Origin of the sequence: Exiguobacterium sp. s83 (assembly GCF_018617095.1) — a bacterium.
GTDB classification, from domain to species: domain Bacteria; phylum Bacillota; class Bacilli; order Exiguobacteriales; family Exiguobacteriaceae; genus Exiguobacterium; species Exiguobacterium profundum.
Window position 1 is genome coordinate 120,002 of record NZ_JACSJP010000003.1, and the last position, 16,049, is coordinate 136,050.

Consider the following 16,049-nt stretch of genomic DNA (forward strand, 5'->3'; position numbering starts at 1 on the left):
TGATGGTTGGTGCGAATCAGTATATGGGACGTCGCGAATGGACTTCTGAGCTCTAAACCGAACTTTGAGTAGGCTTTAGCGGGTTACCCACCGTTATCACGGGGAAGCGGATGATTGTCCGTGAAGTGGGTTCTTTGGAACCAACGAAGGTGGCACCACGGGGTTACTCGTCCTTCTTATAGCGCAGGCTATGAGGAGACGGGTGACCCCTTTTTCGTTTCAATAATATAAATCGAGGATTGAGAAGAGTAGAGCGAGAAGACGTTTCGTCCAGAGAGTCAGGGATGGTGAGATCCTGACCGAGGCGTCCGCGTGAATGGGCTCATGAGAGCATGGCTGAAGAGAGTAGGTCGTGACGGTTTCCCCCGTTATCGGGATACGATGTGATTGCATCGGAGAGTGGATTCTTTGGAATCAACGAGAGGTGGCACCGCGGTATTGAACCGTCCTCCATACGACGACTGTCGTATGGAGTTTTTTTATACACATTTTTAGAGGGGGAACAGACGATGATTCAACAATTGGAGACAAACGCATTATCAACAGCAGATATGAAAGTGGCGGCAAGCGAGATGTTCCAAGCGGATGAAGCGCAAATCGAACGAGTACTGCTGGCGATGAAAGAGCGTGGTGAGACAGCAGAAGAGATGGCAGGTCTCGCGGCATACATCCGTGAAGTGGCACAGTTCCCTCAAAGCGATTTACCCGTACTCGATGTTTGTGGTACCGGCGGCGACGGGGCGCATACGTTCAACATCAGTTCGACCGTCGCCTTTGTATTGGCGGGTCTTGGCATTCCAGTCGCCAAGCACGGAAATCGAAGCGTCTCGAGTCGATCCGGGAGCGCGGACGTCTTAGAGGCACTGAACGTTCCGATCGTGAAGACGGCAGCGGAAGTACATGCTGACTTGAAACGGACGAACTTGAGTTTCCTCTTCGCCCAGCATGTCCATCCGATCATGAAGCACGTCATGCCGGTCCGGAAACGACTCGCGACGGCGACCATCTTCAACCAAATCGGACCGTTAACGAACCCGCTTCGCCCGAAACGACAACTTGTCGGTGTCTATCATCCATCGTTACTCGAGAAGATGGCGACCGCGATGCGTCATCTCGGCGTGGAGCGAGGTATGGTCGTCCATGGAGCAGGTGGACTCGATGAAGCGAGCCTCGCCGGTGTGAACGACGTGTACTTCTTTGATGAGGAACAGACGGCGCGTTATGCGGTCGACCCACGAGATGTCGGCTTGATGCGGGCGCCCCTCGAAGCGCTTCGTGGAGGAACATCAGAAGAGAACGCCGCAACCCTCGTCGCCGTATTGAACGGAGAGACGGGGCCGGCACGCGACGTCGTCTTATTGAACGCAGCACTTGCCCTTTGCACGTATGGCACAACCGCGACACTTCGTGCAGGAGTAAAAGAGGCAAAACGTAGTATCGATGAAGGACACGCCTTACGGGTATTACAAAACTTACAACGGACGGAGGTCGAAGCATGAGTTATTTAACAAAAATCATCGGAACGAAAATGGAAGAGGTTAGCGGCATGCAGCCCATCGATGTCCCCGTGACGAAACCAATCTCTCTACTACATGTGATGAGCGAGGGATTCCATATCATTTCAGAGATCAAACGGTCGTCCCCCTCGAAAGGAATGATTCGGGAAACGGTCGACGTCGCCAAACGGGCGCGTCAATACGAACAAGCCGGTGCGACGATGATTTCCGTTTTGACAGACACGACATACTTCAACGGTTCGTTTGACGACTTGCGAAAAGTCGCCGATGTCGTCACCATCCCGGTGCTCTGCAAAGATTTCATCATCGATGAACGACAACTGGACTATGCGAAGCATTACGGAGCGAGTGTGGCACTTCTTATCGTGGCGGCACTCCATCCGACACGTCTTCAGGAGTTGACGCGATATGCGCGCTCCATCGGTCTCGACGTCTTAGTGGAAGTACATGATGAGGCGGAGTTGCGCATCGCCCTCGAACTTGATGACGTGTTGATCGGCATCAATAACAGAGACTTAAAAACGTTCGAGGTATCCCTCGAAACATCGATTGATTTGATGAAACGCTATCCTGAGGTCACATTCGTCAGCGAGAGCGGGGTCAGTTCGGTCGAGGCGGCTGCGCGTTTACAAGAAGCTGGAGCAAGCGCCATTCTCGTCGGGGAAGCACTCATGCGTGAAGAGGACCCGACCCGATTACTCGAGGAGTTGAAAACATGTTCGTTAAAATCTGTGGACTAAAAACAAAGGAAGCTGTTGAGGCGGCGGTCGAGGCGGGAGCGGATGCCATCGGGTTTGTCTTCGCCCCGAGTTCCCGTCAAATCGACGTGGCGACTGCGAAGACACTGGCCGCACACATCCCGGAATCGGTTCGAATCGTTGGTGTGTTTTTAAGTCCTTCAATGGAAGAGATTGAGGAAACGTTGAATGTAGGACTGACGGATTTACAAATTCACCATCGGACGCAGTCAATGGAACAACTCCGTATCTTCGGATTGCCCATCATCGATGCGTCGACCGAGGAAACGGCAGATGTACGATTGATGGATCATCCGAATCCGGGAAGTGGACAGGTGTTAGACTGGGGCGCAATCGACCGGCCGCAGCGTCCGTTTTGGCTAGCGGGCGGGCTATCCCCGGAGAATGTGAGACAAGCGATTCAACTCATCCAACCAGACGGCGTCGACGTCTCGAGCGGTGTCGAGACGGACGGTGTGAAAGATATCGAAAAAATTTGTGCGTTCATTCAACGCGCCAAGGAGGAACTATGATGTATGCACAACCAGTGAACGGGAAGTTTGGACAATATGGTGGGAAGTACATTCCAGAGACGCTCATGCAGGCGGTCGAAGAATTAGAGGTCGCTTATGAAGAGGCGAAGCAAGATCCTGAGTTTCAAGAACGATTCTCTTCCTTATTACGTGAATACGTGGGACGTGAGACACCACTTTATTATGCGTCGAACCTAAGTCGTCGCCTCGGGACGAACGTCTATTTGAAACGTGAAGACTTGAACCATACCGGTGCCCATAAGATCAACAATACGATCGGGCAGGCGCTCCTGGCGAAACGGATGGGGAAACAGAAAATCGTTGCCGAGACAGGCGCGGGACAACACGGTGTCGCGACGGCAACAGTATGCGCACTACTCGATTTAGAATGTACCATCTTCATGGGTGAGGTCGACGTCGAGCGACAAGCGTTGAACGTGTTTCGGATGGAACTTCTTGGGGCGAAAGTCGTCCCTGTCAAATCAGGAAGTCGCACCTTAAAGGATGCCGTCAATGAAGCGCTCCGTTACTGGGTCAAACATGTCGACGATACGCACTATGTGATGGGTTCCGTTCTCGGACCGCATCCATTTCCGCAGATGGTACGTGATTTCCAAAGCGTGATCGGAACAGAGACACGTCGTCAAATCCTCGAACAGACGGGACGCCTTCCGGATGCCGTCGTCGCTTGTGTCGGCGGAGGGAGCAACGCCATGGGGATGTTCTATCCGTTTTTAAACGATGAGTCGGTCGCGCTCTACGGTGTCGAGGCGGCTGGAAGTGGCATCGATACGGATAAACACGCAGCGACCCTCACAAAAGGGGAAGTCGGTGTCTTACATGGGTCGCTCATGTATGTTCTGCAAGACGCAGCGGGTCAAATCGAGGAAGCCCATTCCATTTCAGCTGGACTCGATTATCCAGGGGTAGGACCAGAGCACAGTTTCTTGAAAGACATTGAGCGGGTGCGCTATGCAGCCGTCACGGATGACGAGGCACTCGACGCGTGTCTCGCACTCAGCCGACAAGAAGGAATCATTCCTGCCTTAGAGTCTTCACACGCCCTTGCTTACGCAGAGACGCTCGCGAAGACGATGGGAGAAAACGATACACTGGTGATTTGTTTATCAGGGCGCGGAGACAAAGACGTCCATACAATCCGAGAGAAGGTGGCGACACGATGAAACTAGAGACAGCGATTCGACAGCGAGAAGGAGCGGCGTTCGTTCCGTATATCATGGCCGGTGACGGCGGGATAGAACGGCTCATCCCGACCATCGTCGAACTAGAGCGGATGGGTGCGACGGCGATTGAACTCGGGATCCCCTTCTCTGATCCGGTAGCGGATGGCCCAATCATTGAGGCGGCAGGAATGCGCGCGCTTGAAGCAGGTGTGACGCTTGAAATGATATTGAACCATTTAATAGAAGGAAATAATCAATTTAACGTTCCAATCGTCTTGATGACCTACTTGAATCCAGTGTTTCGGTTCGGGGTCCAACCGTTCTTTGATCGGGCGAACGAATGTGGGGTGAGCGGGGTCATTATTCCTGACCTTCCGTTTGAGGAGAGTCTCCAGTTATTCGCAGATATTAATCGGCATGACGTCGCCGTCATTCCGCTCGTCACGTTGACGAGTAGCGAAGCGCGTACGGCATCCATCTTAGAGAAAGCGGAAGGATTCGTGTATGCGGTCACGCTCAAAGGAACGACCGGGAAAGCGGATGTATTCCCGGACGAGTTACTCGCCTACTTAACGCGATTGACAGAGCAGTCACGTGTTCCCGTCTTAGCAGGATTCGGAGTCCATCGTCCGGAGCAAGTGCAGACGTTAGGACAGGCGTGTGACGGTGTCGTCGTCGGGAGCTTCATCGTCGAGGCACTTCATGAAGGACGGACAGAAGATGTTGAGACGTTGATTCAATCAACAAAACACTTGCACGTATAAGAAAACCGGCGCTTCAAATGAGGCGCCGGTTATTCGTTTACTCATAATTCCACTCGGTCTAGCCCATCTTCACCAAATGTTTGGTCGAGTTGATCATGACGATACATCGAGGCAAGCACGTATAAGAGGTCACCTTCTTCGATGACTGTCTGACCGTTCGGTGGAATCAAGTACTCGTTTCGGACGATGGCGTTCACGACAGTGTTTGGTGGGAGCGTGATGTCCGCCAATGTCTTTCCAATCATAGAGGAGCTTGATGTGACCACATAAGGTACGAGCTTATGTTGAGACTGTTTGCTTGAGACGAGGGCGATTGTGTATGGGGAACGGATCTTATCCGGACCGAGCAACCCTAACTTCTCGGCAAGTGGCGTCAACGTCGTCCCTTGGATCAGGGCGCTCGTCACGACGACGAAAAAGACGGCATTGAATAACAGTTGGCTATTTTCGGTACCGGCAATAAGCGGGAATGTCGCAAGGACAATCGGTACGGCGCCTTTTAGACCAGCCCATGAGATGAACAACTTTTCTTTTCTCGTAAATGCCATGCCTAGTGTCGATAAATAGACGGCGATCGGACGTGCCAGGAACATGAGGACGAATGAGATGAGTAGTCCTTTCCAAATCAAGTCCGGTTCGATGAGTTGACGAGGGAAGACAAGCAATCCAAGGATGACGAACATGATGATTTGCATGATCCACGCAAGTGCTTCTGAGAATTGGACGATTGTCACTTCATGCGCCGTGTCCGCATTTCCGACAATCATGGCGGCGATATAGACGGCGAGTAATCCGCTTCCCAATAAGTAAGCTGTGACACCATAAGTGAGGAACGCCATGGAAATCATAAGGACGGCATGTAATCCGCTCGAATCAAGTCTCAAATAATTCAACATGAGACGAGACAGTTGTCCAAGGATGAAGCCGATCAATGCCCCGACGACGATTTGAAGGACGAACATCCATACCCCATCCCAAATGGTCGTATCCGGCTTCATCATAAAGTCGAGGGCGAGAATCGTCAAAAACATCGCCATCGGGTCGTTCGTGCCGGACTCGGCTTCGAGAGTCGCACCGACTTTCGGTGAGATGTTCTTTCCTTTAAATGCGGCAAAGACGGCCGCTGCATCGGTCGAACCGATAATCGCACCGAACAAGAAAGATTCAATCCAATCGAAACCAAATACGAAACGAACGGCCACGGCGACTACTGTTGTAGTAATCAATACCCCAAGCGTCGCCAGCGAGGCAGAAGGGGCGAGGACGCTCCGGATTGATGACCATTTCGTTTGAAGACCCCCTTCAAACAAAATGACAATCAAGGCAGCGACTCCGATCAGCTGCGCTAAATTCGAGTCGTCAAAGAAGATGAGACCAGTAATGTCACTTCCCATGATCATGCCGATTCCCATAAATAAAATCAAGGCGGGCAAGCCGAATCGAGTCGAGATTCGTGTCGCCATGACACCGGCTACGAGAAGTAGACCGAAGAGTAAAATGAGTACATCAGTACTTATAACAGGTACGGGCAAACACAACACTTCCTTTCTGAAACAATACTCTTAAGTTCATTATACCATGAAATCGTCTGATATTTCAGAATTGAGGATTAGGAGAACTGTACACATTGGAATTATCGGTTATGAATGTGGTAGAGTAAACACACCATAGAAGGAGGAATGATGATGTCTAAAATTCACGTCATTCATGAAAACGAAGAATGGACGAACCACCTTGTCTACCGTTTAGAAGAATTGAACTTGCCGTATGAATTGTGGCACTTGGACCAAGGGACGATTGATCTCGAAGCAATGCCCCCGGAAGGTGTCTTTTATAATCGGATGAGTGCCTCCTCGCACACACGTGGGCATCGGTACGCACCAGAATTGACGGAAGGCGTCCTCGCTTGGTTAGAGGCAAACGACCGGACCGTGTTCAACGGCACACGTGCCATCCGCCTCGAAATGAGTAAAGTCAATCAATACACGGCGCTTCGACGTGAAGGGATTCGCGTGCCGAAGACGATTGCGGCAGTCGGTAAGGCGCAAATCATCGAAGCGGCTGAGCGGTTAGGTTTGACACCGTTCATCACGAAACATAACCGTGCAGGGAAAGGACTCGGGGTCCAATTATTCCATACGATCGAAGGACTCAAAGAATATGTATATGGTCCCTCGTTCGAGGACTCGGTTGACGGCATCACGCTCATTCAACAGTATATCGAATCCCCAGAACCGTATATTACCCGCTGCGAATTCATCGGTGGGAAGTTCTTTTATGCGGTCCGTGTCGACACGTCGGAAGGATTCGAGCTCTGTCCGGCAGATGCCTGCTCGATTGAAGACCAGTTCTGTCCGGTCGGGGAGACGCCACCGGCGAAGTTTGAAATCGTCGAAGGATTCGATGACCCGATCATTCAAAAGCTCGAACAGTTCTTGAAAGCGAATGCGATCGATATTGCGGGGATTGAGATCATTCGAGACCGAGACGGCAATGTCTACGCCTATGACGTCAATACGAACACGAACTACAATTCCGATGCTGAAGCGAAAGCGGGACGCTACGGAATGCTTGAATTGGCTACTTTCTTAGGCGACGCACTTCACGTCACTACGACAAAATAAGGGTCAGGCGCTCGCCTGACCCTTTTGCTGTGTATGTTTGAGTTGCTCTTCAAATCGATGTTGGACTAATTCTGCTGTCGGTGCCATTCGTTCGATGAACGAATCTAAACGTTCCGCAGTGTCGCGATCGGTTTCTTTAAACACGCGCATCGTTGTTCACCTCGTTAATTAAGATTACTTGCTTACATTATCCTTAATTCCCGAGGTGTTATACGCGTAAACCTTTTACACGCTAAAGAATGTGCTCAAATTTTCTTTCGGTAAGATGTTCCCAACGTAGAAGTCGCCGAACTCACCGTATTTCGCACTCACTTCATCAAAACGCATCTCGTAAACGATTTTCTTGAACTGAAGTGAATCTTCAGCGAAGAGCGTGACGCCCCATTCCCATGCGTCGAATCCAGTCGACCCACCGATGAACTGCTGAATCTTACCAGCGTAACTACGGCCGATCATGCTGTGGCGATACATGAGGTCCTTACGTTCATCCATCGACAACATGTACCAGTTGTCACCGTCGCGACGAGCCTTGCTCATCGGATAGAAACAGATGTGTGCGGCCTTTGGAAGTGTCGGATAGAGGCGTGAACGGATATGAGGGTTTTGATACGGGTCCCCGTCTCCAGATCCGCGATACATCCCGAGCTCGATGACCGACACGTATGAATACGACGGAATCATATAGTCGTATAGCGCTGTTTTGCGGAATGCGCGCTCGACGTCTTCAAGTTCGTTGAATGTTGGACGAAGAACCATCAAGACGAGGTCCGCCTTCTGGCCGAGAATCGAGTAGAAGGCGTGGCTTCCTTCACCTTTTGCTTCCACTTCTTCAAGTGAGGCGAGGAACGCAGTGAACTCCTCAATCATCTGTTCACGCTTTTCAGCATCGACGAGTTTCAAACGAGCCCAATCAATCGTGCGGAAATCATGAAGTGTATACCATCCGTCTAATGTGGCGGCGGCATGTTGTGTATCTGTTGTAGGTACTGGACGTTCTGACATAAAAAAATCTCCTTTCGGGACTTGGCTTCGCCGTCTATTTTACCATACACGCTTCACTGACTGGCAACTTTGAGGCACTGTGAGGGTTATCACGATTCATGACGGGTAAAGAACAGAGGACAGAAACATGAAAACGGCTACAAAAATGGCTGTATCAGTCGATTTGTCGAAACTGTTCTATTCATATAATGATTGATTCTAAGCGATTTATGGCGAAATGGGCAGAATAGTTTATTTTGAAAAGGGTACTGTGTATAATTGAAATCGCGTAAAGACACAAGTCAACGGCAAAACCATTAGCAGTCATGCTGTAAATTGAGAAAAGGGGTTCATTCGTTATGAAATTATTTGAAACGTTGAAGCAAAAAGTTAGCCCGGTTCGTCCGACCATCGTCTTCCCGGAAGGTATCGATGATCGTGTTCTTGGAGCCGCTGTTCGATTGAAAGCAGACGGTATGGTAGAACCGATCGTCGTCGGTGCGAAAGCAGATCTCGAAGCGGTTGCGGCGAAACACGGTTTCGACATCTCAGGTTTGACACAATATGACCCAGCGACATACGAAGACATCGACGTTCTCGTCGAATCATTCGTCGAGCGTCGTAAAGGAAAAGCAACGGCTGAACAAGCGCGCGAACTCCTTACGTCAGACGTGAACTACTTCGGAACAATGCTCGTTCACACAGGCAAAGCAGAAGGTCTTGTCTCAGGCGCGATGCACGCGACGGCTGATACGGTACGTCCGGCACTACAAATCATCAAAATGCAACCAGGCATCAAAAAGACGTCAGGTGTGTTCATCATGGTACGTGACGACGAGCAATATGTTTTCTCGGACTGTGCAATCAACATTGCACCAGACGCAGCGGACTTAGCAGAGAACGCGTTCTTGTCGGCAGCGACAGCGAAGACGTTCGGCATCGACCCACAAGTCGCACTTCTTAGCTTCTCGACGAAAGGTTCTGCGAAGTCACCTGAAACAGAGAAGGTTGTGGAAGCGACACGCCTTGCGAAAGAAAAATCACCGAACCTTCCAATCGACGGAGAACTTCAATTCGATGCGGCATTCGTCCCTAGTGTAGCGGCGAAGAAAGCACCGGGTTCTGACGTTGCTGGTAAGGCGAACGTATTCGTCTTCCCAAGTCTTGAAGCAGGGAACATTGGCTACAAGATGGTTCAACGTTTCGGTGGATTCGAAGCGATCGGTCCAATCCTTCAAGGTCTCAACAAACCAGTGAACGACTTATCACGCGGTTGTAACGAAGAGGACGTCTACAAATTGACGCTCATCACAGCAGCACAAGCAATCGACGAGCGCAACGAAGCGTAAGTCCGGAGCATCCTTCTTAGAGAAGGGTGCTTTTTTTGATGGTCCGTTATAAACTATTCAAGAAAGGAGTGTTGAAATGGACGAACTAGATGAGAGCGTTTTGTTACCTGAAGGACATCGTTACGCCATGTTTGGCGGTGGGGATGACTACCCAATTAAGACGTATTATGAAGGCGTATTTGAAACGGTCTTCATCGCGTTTCATCCATTCCTTGCTCCAATAGATCACTCCGCCGCGGTGGAATGTTATGCCGCTCTGGACAAAAACGAGGTCGAACAGCAATTTCGGGCCGTTACATGGGAAGAGATGAGGCGAAGACTAGGTTTTCGTGACGTGAGCAGTATCGACCATGCGCTCCGAACGATGATTAGGGCGCTAAAACCACATGCCGAAGATCGAGCAGGGGCGAATCGAATCATCGAATATTGCGAACGTGAGAATGTGCTCCCACCAGGTGAAGGGGAACTATCGGATCTACAAAAGAATCAAGTGTTGCGTGTACTTTTGGAAATGGGAGAAGGCTGGATCTGGACCGGAGACGAATTCTGTACGGAACGGCATCTCATCCATCTCAGTGAGACGCTAGCCGCTGATACGTGGGGCATGCAACATCGGACGTTTTTCGGTTATCAACACGAATGGCTCATCGTCCCACCTTGGGATAGCCATTTCACGTTGTTTTGTGGCAATCGCGCGTTGATCGAACAGGTCGTCGAACGATGCGAGCTCGAAGGGTTCTATTGTGATGCTGAGACGACCATCAACTGGAGTTTGTCGGAGCATAAGCTGAGGTAAACTAAAAGAGAAATCCATGATTGAAAGGGGAACTATGTATGCAAAGTATTCATGCGACAGAATTAAGAGAAAAATTAGAGAACGGGGAGTCTCTCCATATCATCGATGTGCGCGAACAAGATGAATATGAGGCAGGGCATATCCCGAACGTACCACTCTATCCATTATCGGAATTCCCACAAGTGACAGAAAAGTTGGCACAAGACAATGTCTATCACGTCATCTGTCGTTCAGGTGGACGGAGTCAGACGGCGTGTGATTACTTAGAGTCGCAAGGCTACAAAGTCGTCAATGTCGACGGCGGAATGCTCGCTTGGGACGGCGACATCGAGGCGTGATGCTAGAGAATCCTTGGGTCGTTGTACCCCTTCTTATCGCGCTCTACCTCACGGTCTATGCGGTGATGAAGCGATTTGACTGGGAGAAGTGGCGACTCGTCTGGGCAGTGTGGGTGATGCTCATCATCATCCTATTGACGATTGAACTCGTGACAAGTCTATAAAAAATGCGGAACCTTCTTTAACAGAGGTTCCGCATTTTTTATGCGTCTTGACGCTTATCGAATGTGATCGATGCGATGGCATCGTGTTGGTGAATCGACTCTTCGTTACGGCATTCGACGAAGAAGTTCACGACTTGTTTCATCTCGTACAAGTCAGCCGCAATCAAGCGGACCATGTCCTCGACGAAACGTGGATTTTCGTATGCGATTTCAGTCGCACGTTTCTCATCCGGACGCTTGAGGACCGGGTGGAGTGGTGCTGAGGCGTTCGACTCCGCTGCATCGAGAAGGGCGGCACGCCAGTCGAATCCGTCCATTGACGTTTCATCAAGACCTGCTTCGATCGTGATGTATCCACGTTGGTTATGGGCACTGTATTCACTGATTTCTTTTGAACATGGGCAAAGCGTCGTGACGTTGATGACGAGACCGACTGTCACGTTTGCGACGCCCGTTTCAAGGTTGTACGTCACACGGTGCATGACATCGGCGTTCATCAAACCGCTAAGACCTGTCGCAGGTGCTTTACGCGTGAAGAACCACGGGTAACGGATTGTCAATTGACCTTCCGTTTGTTCCATCCGCTCGGCAAGCTCCTGTGCGAATTCGATTAACGAGCGGTTCGATACTGTCCATCCTTGTTGATGGTACGCGTCTAGCTGCTCTGTCAAACGAGACATGTTGATCCCTTTACGGTCTTGTACGAGCGATGTCGTCAATTCGAATGTAGCGACCGTTGACTGAATCCCATCTGGCGTCTCGATGTTCACAGGATGCTTCACGTTTGAGATGCCGACACTGTCGAGGGCAAATAAGAAGTTTTTCGGTGTATTTTGTAAATCGACCATTTGTTCTTTCTCGGTCGGCTTTGTTCCTTTAATCGGTGGGACCGACCCGAACAATTTATGTCGTTCTGCTTTAGTAGGTAAAGCGACATGGCTTGTAGACATAATCGGATTCTCCTTTTTTCGAGCGGTTTAAAGCACCACTCGTTCTTGTTAGGATTTTATCACGAAATGATGGCTGAACGGGTATGATTTTGCTCTCATAACATGTTTTCAATATGCAATCGCAAAAAAATCTTTCAGATATTGAAGAAAGAGGATTGATTTACTTTGTGAACGGGAATAAAATGGTCCTGTGAACTTAAAAAATAGATCACTATTAAATATGAAGGAATTGAAAGAAAAAAGGAGATGTTTTTATGGATTGGCAGTTAGTCCTGCAGTATGCCTGGATCGTCGTCGTACTCGTCGGTTTGGAAGGCTTGTTATCTGCAGACAACGCGCTCGTCTTGGCCGTCATGGTCAAGCACTTGCCGCGCACAGAGCAGAAGAAGGCATTGTTCTACGGACTCTTAGGAGCGTTCGTATTCCGATTTATCGCATTGTTCTTAATCTCGTTCTTGATCAACGTATGGCAAGTACAGGCACTCGGTGCGCTCTACTTAATCGGGATGAGTGCGCGACACCTGTATATGACCTATAAGGCGAGAAAGATGGAGCCGAAACAGGAGTTGGCGGCTGAAGCCAAGGAAGAAACGGCTGTCACAGAAAAACCGGTATCGAAGAAAGAGTTTTGGCTCACTGTTGCGAAAGTTGAGTTTGCGGACATCGCCTTTGCGGTCGACTCAATCTTAGCAGCGGTCGCGCTTGCGGTCAGCTTGCCACCACTCGGTCTCGGTGAGATTGGTGGGATTGACTCGGGTCAGTTCTTCGTTGTCTTGACGGGTGGCCTCATCGGGGTCGTCTTGATGCGATTTGCGGCTCGTATTTTCGTGAAGTTGCTCCATCAACGCCCATCTCTTGAAACGGCTGCTTTCATCATCGTCGGTTGGGTCGGGGTCAAATTGACGGTGCTCGTACTTGAACACCCAGGATTCAAAGAATTGATTGCCGGGACACCGTTCGCATTCATGGGACTCCCAGACGGGTTCGTCCACTCGACAGCTTGGACGATTTTCTTCTGGTCAGTCATGGTCGGGATTGCGACATGGGGCTGGTTCTCATCGAAACCGACGGCGGTTAAACATTAAAAAATGGTCTCTCGTTTTTAAGCGAGAGACCTTTTCTTATGCCTGCACATTTTCTTTTTCGTAAATCGGCACCCAGCCCTCAGTCGTCACGAAAATACGAACGGCGACGACTTGACGGTCTTCTTGTAATGTGAAGTAATGACGTGTGTTGACCGGCACGGAGATGAGATCACCTGGATTGAGTTCGATATTGAAGTATCCGCGTTCTGCATCGTCAATCGCAAAGATGCCGTGACCACTGACGATGAAACGAACCTCGTCATCTGTATGATGATGCTCTTTTTGGAAGTTGACGAGCAGTTCATCTAAATTCGGTGTCGCATCGGATAGCGAGATGACGTCAGCCGTCTTGTAGCCACGTCGTGCTGATACATCTTGAATCTCGTCACGGAACGTCGCCAAGATAGTTTCTTTGTCTTCGTCTGTCAGTTGGTAATTTTCCTGAAGAGAAGCCGGTAACTTTGCGATGTCCCATGCTTCGTAAAGGATGTCTCGTGATTCTAAAAAGGCACGTACCTCTTGTTGGTCGCTGACGCGTTCTTCTGTTTGTTGGAAATAAATCGTTGCCATGTTGAATTCCTCCTTATGAATGGACGCCTAAGGCGCGTAATTTTAATGAATAGCTGAACAAAAATTCATATGCTTCTAAATAACGTTTTGCCGCAGCTGGCGTCTCGCCCCAAACGGTGATTCCGTGGTTCCGAATGAGGACGGCACCTGCATCGCTTGTGACATGTGGGGCAAATGCACGGGCGAGCGTCGGAATATCCGCATGGTTTTCGATGATCGGGATTTGGACGCTTGCCGTTTCCTCCCAATAGCCGAGTGCCTTGATGATTTCTTGACCCGCGAACGTGACATGTCCGTTCGCCGCGTAAAGCTCTGAGATGACGTTATTGTCAACCGTGTGCACGTGAAGGGAACAGGTTGCGTTCGTCTTGTTAAAGATTTCGACGTGTAGCAACGTCTCCGCGGACGGTTTGCCTGTTTGCTCTCCAATCAATTGACCGGTCGCATCGACGAGAACGAAGTCTTCATCCGTACGCTTTCGTTTATCACGACCACTTGCTGTCACGAGGAACGTCAACGGGTCGTCCGATACGCGGATCGCCAAGTTGCCACTCGTCCCAGGAAACCAATCTCGTGCGGCAAGCTCGTCTTTAATGTCAGCAAGTTCTACCCATCGTTCTTTTACGGTCATACGTTCACTCCTTTCATGTGAGCTGAAATGTCATAGAATGTCTCGAACGGAACATAGTGGAGTCCTTCCGCCTCGCATAGCGAAATCAGTTGACCGCGCGCATACACGACGTCGGCACGTTTGGCGATTTCAAAATCGGTGACGGAGTCCCCGATGACAATCAACGTGTCGGTAGGTGAGACAATCTGTCGGGCAATCGTCGGTTTGCAACATCCGCAATCGTTCGAACAATGGGCATCGCATGAATGAGGCCATGTGACGCGTGCCGTCTCTCCAGAGAAATCAACATGATTGCAGAAGATGTGTTCCGGTGCGACGTAACCTTCTAAAATCGGATGGACGAAAAAGTCCATGCCCCCACTGACGACATCAAATCGAAAGCCGCATGACTGTGTCTCCTGTAAAAACTCGATAAACCCTGGTCGAAACGTTATGGTCGACTGAAGAAATTCACGGTACTTCAATTCCTGTTCACTCGGGAGCAAGCTGAACATATGACCGACACCTTCGCGAATGGAGAGCGTTTGGTTCAACACACCATCTTTGAGTTCGACCCATTCAGGTGGGGCGAACCGTCGCATCAATGCGATGATGTTATCTTCTTCCGTGATGGTTCCGTCGAAATCACAGATGACGTGCGTACTCATCGCGCACCCCACGCATCTAATGCAGTCGATAAGGCATCAGTCTCGCTCGTCTTACCGATTGCCTGATCGATCGCTTGGCGGAACGCCCTCGCTCCGGTAGCCGCACCGTCTGGGTGTCCGTGAATCCCGCCGCCGGCATTGATGACGACATCCGTTCCGAAGTCACGAATCAAATCCGGGACGAGTCCTGGGTGAATCCCGGCAGAGGGGACCGCCAGAATCGGTTTCGTCCAATGGGGTTCCGTCGCGTACGTTTGAATCTGTTGTGTTTCGTCTTTCGGTGTCGACAGTGAACCGTATGGCGAAGGGAAGAGCGTCAAGTCCGCCCCGGCGAGTCGAATCAGTTTCCCGAAGAGTAGGGAATGACGAATCGATCCGGTCAACGCTCCGGCAAAAGCGGGATGTGCCAAAATCGGGACATGAATCTCAGGATCTTTGGCGAGCTCTCGCAATGCGTCGAGCCCATACGTATATACGTTGAATAAGAGTGCGGTCGCGCCTGCCTCAATCAATCGCTTCGCCTGGTCGCGTAAGGTGAAAACGGGTCCGCTCAACGTGACGGCGTATAGAACGGAGCGACCGGTCGTTTCTTTATGCTCCCGGATGACCGATGCCCCGATCCGTGCCCGTTCGAGCGACGGGGTGAGCGGATTGTCATATAGAATTTCATCGTCTTTGACGAGGTCGATGCCGCCTGCGAACTGGTCCCGGAGTTGTGTCGCCAAAAAATCAAGGTCTCGTCCGATGACGCCTTTGAAGATGCTCATGGCGAGCGGTCGGTCGTGTACTCGAAGGATGTCGCGGACCCCTTCGACTCCGAATGCGGCACCCGGAAAGTCCGGTTCGAGCTCCTCTGGAAGCAAGAGGTCGACGAGTTTGACGTTTGGGTCGAGCGACAGTTTTCCGAATGTCGTCGTCAGAATGGACGAAAAGTCCGGTGTCACGTTATGTAGCGGGTAGCGAATCGAGAAGCGACTTGTCGTTTCTTGTTGGGACGTGGCGATGACCTCACCTCGGAACGCTTGCAGTTGATATTGTTCGAGATGGTTCAACTCGGTCCATGTCCCGACGGTCAGCTCATGTGCGATTTTCTCAGCTACACGCTCGACGTGATCGGTATGTTTGATTTCATAAGTAGCGATGATTCCCATAAGTTCCTCCTTTCAGGTCAAACAAAAA

At 50.4% G+C, this 16,049-nt stretch carries 19 protein-coding genes and 2 other annotated features (1 of these 21 cut by a window edge); of the genes, 11 read left to right on the forward strand and 8 right to left on the reverse strand.

Going from position 1 to position 16,049, the window contains the following annotated elements:
• Nucleotides 1–178, forward strand: a binding site (T-box leader); it begins 51 nt to the left of the window's first position.
• A gap of 48 nt (nt 179–226) precedes the next feature.
• Nucleotides 227–454: a binding site (T-box leader), on the forward strand.
• A 55-nt stretch (nt 455–509) separates the two neighbouring features.
• The 5 genes from trpD to trpA are packed head-to-tail and all read left to right on the forward strand — an operon-like array spanning nt 510 to nt 4,735.
• Complete coding sequence (gene trpD, locus KNO73_RS11760) at nt 510–1,499, forward strand: anthranilate phosphoribosyltransferase (RefSeq protein WP_215112530.1); 990 nt, start codon at nt 510–512, stop codon at nt 1,497–1,499.
• A complete protein-coding gene (gene trpC, locus KNO73_RS11765) occupies nt 1,496–2,257 on the forward strand; it encodes an indole-3-glycerol phosphate synthase TrpC (RefSeq protein ID WP_215112531.1) in 762 nt (253 codons plus the stop codon). The genes trpD and trpC overlap by 4 nt, the downstream gene beginning before the upstream one ends.
• Complete coding sequence (locus KNO73_RS11770) at nt 2,233–2,787, forward strand: phosphoribosylanthranilate isomerase (protein WP_214685314.1); 555 nt, start codon at nt 2,233–2,235, stop codon at nt 2,785–2,787. The genes trpC and KNO73_RS11770 overlap by 25 nt, the downstream gene beginning before the upstream one ends.
• Nucleotides 2,784–3,971, forward strand: a complete 1,188-nt coding sequence (trpB, locus tag KNO73_RS11775; protein ID WP_215112532.1) for a tryptophan synthase subunit beta — start codon at nt 2,784–2,786, stop codon at nt 3,969–3,971. The genes KNO73_RS11770 and trpB overlap by 4 nt, the downstream gene beginning before the upstream one ends.
• Nucleotides 3,968–4,735, forward strand: coding sequence for a tryptophan synthase subunit alpha (gene trpA / locus KNO73_RS11780; protein WP_215112533.1), 768 nt, complete (start codon nt 3,968–3,970; stop codon nt 4,733–4,735). The genes trpB and trpA overlap by 4 nt, the downstream gene beginning before the upstream one ends.
• Nucleotides 4,736–4,776: 41 nt before the next feature.
• On the opposite strand, the gene KNO73_RS11785 is transcribed toward trpA, so the two are convergent.
• Entirely contained in the window at nt 4,777–6,267 is a 1,491-nt protein-coding gene (locus KNO73_RS11785) for a potassium/proton antiporter (RefSeq protein WP_211782161.1), read from the reverse strand.
• Nucleotides 6,268–6,420: 153 nt separating this feature from the next.
• On the opposite strand from KNO73_RS11785, the gene KNO73_RS11790 reads away from it, so the two are divergent.
• The gene (locus KNO73_RS11790) at nt 6,421–7,359 is read left to right on the forward strand and encodes an ATP-grasp domain-containing protein (RefSeq protein ID WP_215112534.1); all 939 of its coding nucleotides are present in this window, start codon (nt 6,421–6,423) and stop codon (nt 7,357–7,359) included.
• Nucleotides 7,360–7,362: 3 nt separating this feature from the next.
• On the opposite strand, the gene KNO73_RS11795 is transcribed toward KNO73_RS11790, so the two are convergent.
• Both KNO73_RS11795 and hemQ read right to left on the reverse strand, forming a co-directional pair.
• A complete protein-coding gene (locus tag KNO73_RS11795) occupies nt 7,363–7,509 on the reverse strand; it encodes a hypothetical protein (protein ID WP_012727492.1) in 147 nt (48 codons plus the stop codon).
• 75 nt (nt 7,510–7,584) lie between these two features.
• A complete protein-coding gene (hemQ, locus tag KNO73_RS11800; RefSeq protein WP_078147751.1) occupies nt 7,585–8,361 on the reverse strand; it encodes a hydrogen peroxide-dependent heme synthase in 777 nt (258 codons plus the stop codon).
• Between the two features lie 338 nt (nt 8,362–8,699).
• On the opposite strand from hemQ, the gene pta reads away from it, so the two are divergent.
• From pta to KNO73_RS11820, 4 genes are all read left to right on the forward strand, one after another.
• On the forward strand, nt 8,700–9,689 hold the full coding sequence (gene pta, locus KNO73_RS11805; RefSeq protein ID WP_215112535.1) for a phosphate acetyltransferase: 990 nt from the start codon (nt 8,700–8,702) through the stop codon (nt 9,687–9,689).
• A gap of 76 nt (nt 9,690–9,765) precedes the next feature.
• The gene (locus tag KNO73_RS11810; protein WP_215112536.1) at nt 9,766–10,485 is read left to right on the forward strand and encodes a DUF2711 family protein; all 720 of its coding nucleotides are present in this window, start codon (nt 9,766–9,768) and stop codon (nt 10,483–10,485) included.
• Between the two features lie 38 nt (nt 10,486–10,523).
• Nucleotides 10,524–10,823 carry a rhodanese-like domain-containing protein gene (locus tag KNO73_RS11815; RefSeq protein WP_041917952.1) on the forward strand — a complete coding sequence of 100 codons (300 nt, stop codon included), beginning with the start codon at nt 10,524–10,526 and terminating at the stop codon, nt 10,821–10,823.
• Nucleotides 10,823–10,987 (forward strand): hypothetical protein, encoded by a 165-nt coding sequence (locus KNO73_RS11820; protein ID WP_012727488.1) that lies wholly within the window; start codon nt 10,823–10,825, stop codon nt 10,985–10,987. The genes KNO73_RS11815 and KNO73_RS11820 overlap by 1 nt, the downstream gene beginning before the upstream one ends.
• A gap of 38 nt (nt 10,988–11,025) precedes the next feature.
• Here KNO73_RS11820 and folE2 read toward each other — a convergent pair whose 3' ends face one another.
• Nucleotides 11,026–11,937: a GTP cyclohydrolase FolE2 gene (gene folE2, locus KNO73_RS11825; protein ID WP_031422071.1), complete on the reverse strand. Its 912-nt coding sequence runs from the start codon at nt 11,935–11,937 to the stop codon at nt 11,026–11,028.
• A 254-nt stretch (nt 11,938–12,191) separates the two neighbouring features.
• Between folE2 and KNO73_RS11830 the strand changes: the two genes are divergently transcribed.
• The gene (locus KNO73_RS11830; protein ID WP_214774178.1) at nt 12,192–13,022 is read left to right on the forward strand and encodes a TerC family protein; all 831 of its coding nucleotides are present in this window, start codon (nt 12,192–12,194) and stop codon (nt 13,020–13,022) included.
• Nucleotides 13,023–13,058: 36 nt separating this feature from the next.
• Here the strand turns inward: KNO73_RS11830 and KNO73_RS11835 are convergent, their stop codons facing one another.
• The 4 genes from KNO73_RS11835 to KNO73_RS11850 are packed head-to-tail and all read right to left on the reverse strand — an operon-like array spanning nt 13,059 to nt 16,021.
• Entirely contained in the window at nt 13,059–13,592 is a 534-nt protein-coding gene (locus KNO73_RS11835) for a 1,2-dihydroxy-3-keto-5-methylthiopentene dioxygenase (RefSeq protein ID WP_078147748.1), read from the reverse strand.
• 13 nt (nt 13,593–13,605) lie between these two features.
• Nucleotides 13,606–14,223 (reverse strand): methylthioribulose 1-phosphate dehydratase, encoded by a 618-nt coding sequence (locus tag KNO73_RS11840; RefSeq protein WP_215112537.1) that lies wholly within the window; start codon nt 14,221–14,223, stop codon nt 13,606–13,608.
• The gene (locus KNO73_RS11845; RefSeq protein ID WP_215112538.1) at nt 14,220–14,870 is read right to left on the reverse strand and encodes a 2-hydroxy-3-keto-5-methylthiopentenyl-1-phosphate phosphatase; all 651 of its coding nucleotides are present in this window, start codon (nt 14,868–14,870) and stop codon (nt 14,220–14,222) included. Before KNO73_RS11845 ends, KNO73_RS11840 begins: the two co-directional genes overlap by 4 nt.
• On the reverse strand, nt 14,867–16,021 hold the full coding sequence (locus KNO73_RS11850; RefSeq protein WP_215112539.1) for a 2,3-diketo-5-methylthiopentyl-1-phosphate enolase: 1,155 nt from the start codon (nt 16,019–16,021) through the stop codon (nt 14,867–14,869). The genes KNO73_RS11845 and KNO73_RS11850 overlap by 4 nt, the downstream gene beginning before the upstream one ends.
• Nucleotides 16,022–16,049 lie beyond the last annotated feature (28 nt).

Bases quoted from the DNA above. Each gene is read 5' to 3' on its own strand.
- trpD (WP_215112530.1), top strand. From the start codon at position 510: ATGATTCAACAATTGGAGACAAACGCATTATCAACAGCAGATATGAAA.
- trpC (WP_215112531.1), top strand. From the start codon at position 1,496: ATGAGTTATTTAACAAAAATCATCGGAACGAAAATGGAAGAGGTTAGC.
- KNO73_RS11770 (WP_214685314.1), top strand. From the start codon at position 2,233: ATGTTCGTTAAAATCTGTGGACTAAAAACAAAGGAAGCTGTTGAGGCG.
- trpB (WP_215112532.1), top strand. From the start codon at position 2,784: ATGATGTATGCACAACCAGTGAACGGGAAGTTTGGACAATATGGTGGG.
- trpA (WP_215112533.1), top strand. From the start codon at position 3,968: ATGAAACTAGAGACAGCGATTCGACAGCGAGAAGGAGCGGCGTTCGTT.
- KNO73_RS11790 (WP_215112534.1), top strand. From the start codon at position 6,421: ATGTCTAAAATTCACGTCATTCATGAAAACGAAGAATGGACGAACCAC.
- KNO73_RS11795 (WP_012727492.1), bottom strand. From the start codon at position 7,509: ATGCGCGTGTTTAAAGAAACCGATCGCGACACTGCGGAACGTTTAGAT.
- hemQ (WP_078147751.1), bottom strand. From the start codon at position 8,361: ATGTCAGAACGTCCAGTACCTACAACAGATACACAACATGCCGCCGCC.
- pta (WP_215112535.1), top strand. From the start codon at position 8,700: ATGAAATTATTTGAAACGTTGAAGCAAAAAGTTAGCCCGGTTCGTCCG.
- KNO73_RS11810 (WP_215112536.1), top strand. From the start codon at position 9,766: ATGGACGAACTAGATGAGAGCGTTTTGTTACCTGAAGGACATCGTTAC.
- KNO73_RS11815 (WP_041917952.1), top strand. From the start codon at position 10,524: ATGCAAAGTATTCATGCGACAGAATTAAGAGAAAAATTAGAGAACGGG.
- KNO73_RS11820 (WP_012727488.1), top strand. From the start codon at position 10,823: ATGCTAGAGAATCCTTGGGTCGTTGTACCCCTTCTTATCGCGCTCTAC.
- folE2 (WP_031422071.1), bottom strand. From the start codon at position 11,937: ATGTCTACAAGCCATGTCGCTTTACCTACTAAAGCAGAACGACATAAA.
- KNO73_RS11830 (WP_214774178.1), top strand. From the start codon at position 12,192: ATGGATTGGCAGTTAGTCCTGCAGTATGCCTGGATCGTCGTCGTACTC.
- KNO73_RS11835 (WP_078147748.1), bottom strand. From the start codon at position 13,592: ATGGCAACGATTTATTTCCAACAAACAGAAGAACGCGTCAGCGACCAA.
- KNO73_RS11840 (WP_215112537.1), bottom strand. From the start codon at position 14,223: ATGACCGTAAAAGAACGATGGGTAGAACTTGCTGACATTAAAGACGAG.
- KNO73_RS11845 (WP_215112538.1), bottom strand. From the start codon at position 14,870: ATGAGTACGCACGTCATCTGTGATTTCGACGGAACCATCACGGAAGAA.
- KNO73_RS11850 (WP_215112539.1), bottom strand. From the start codon at position 16,021: ATGGGAATCATCGCTACTTATGAAATCAAACATACCGATCACGTCGAG.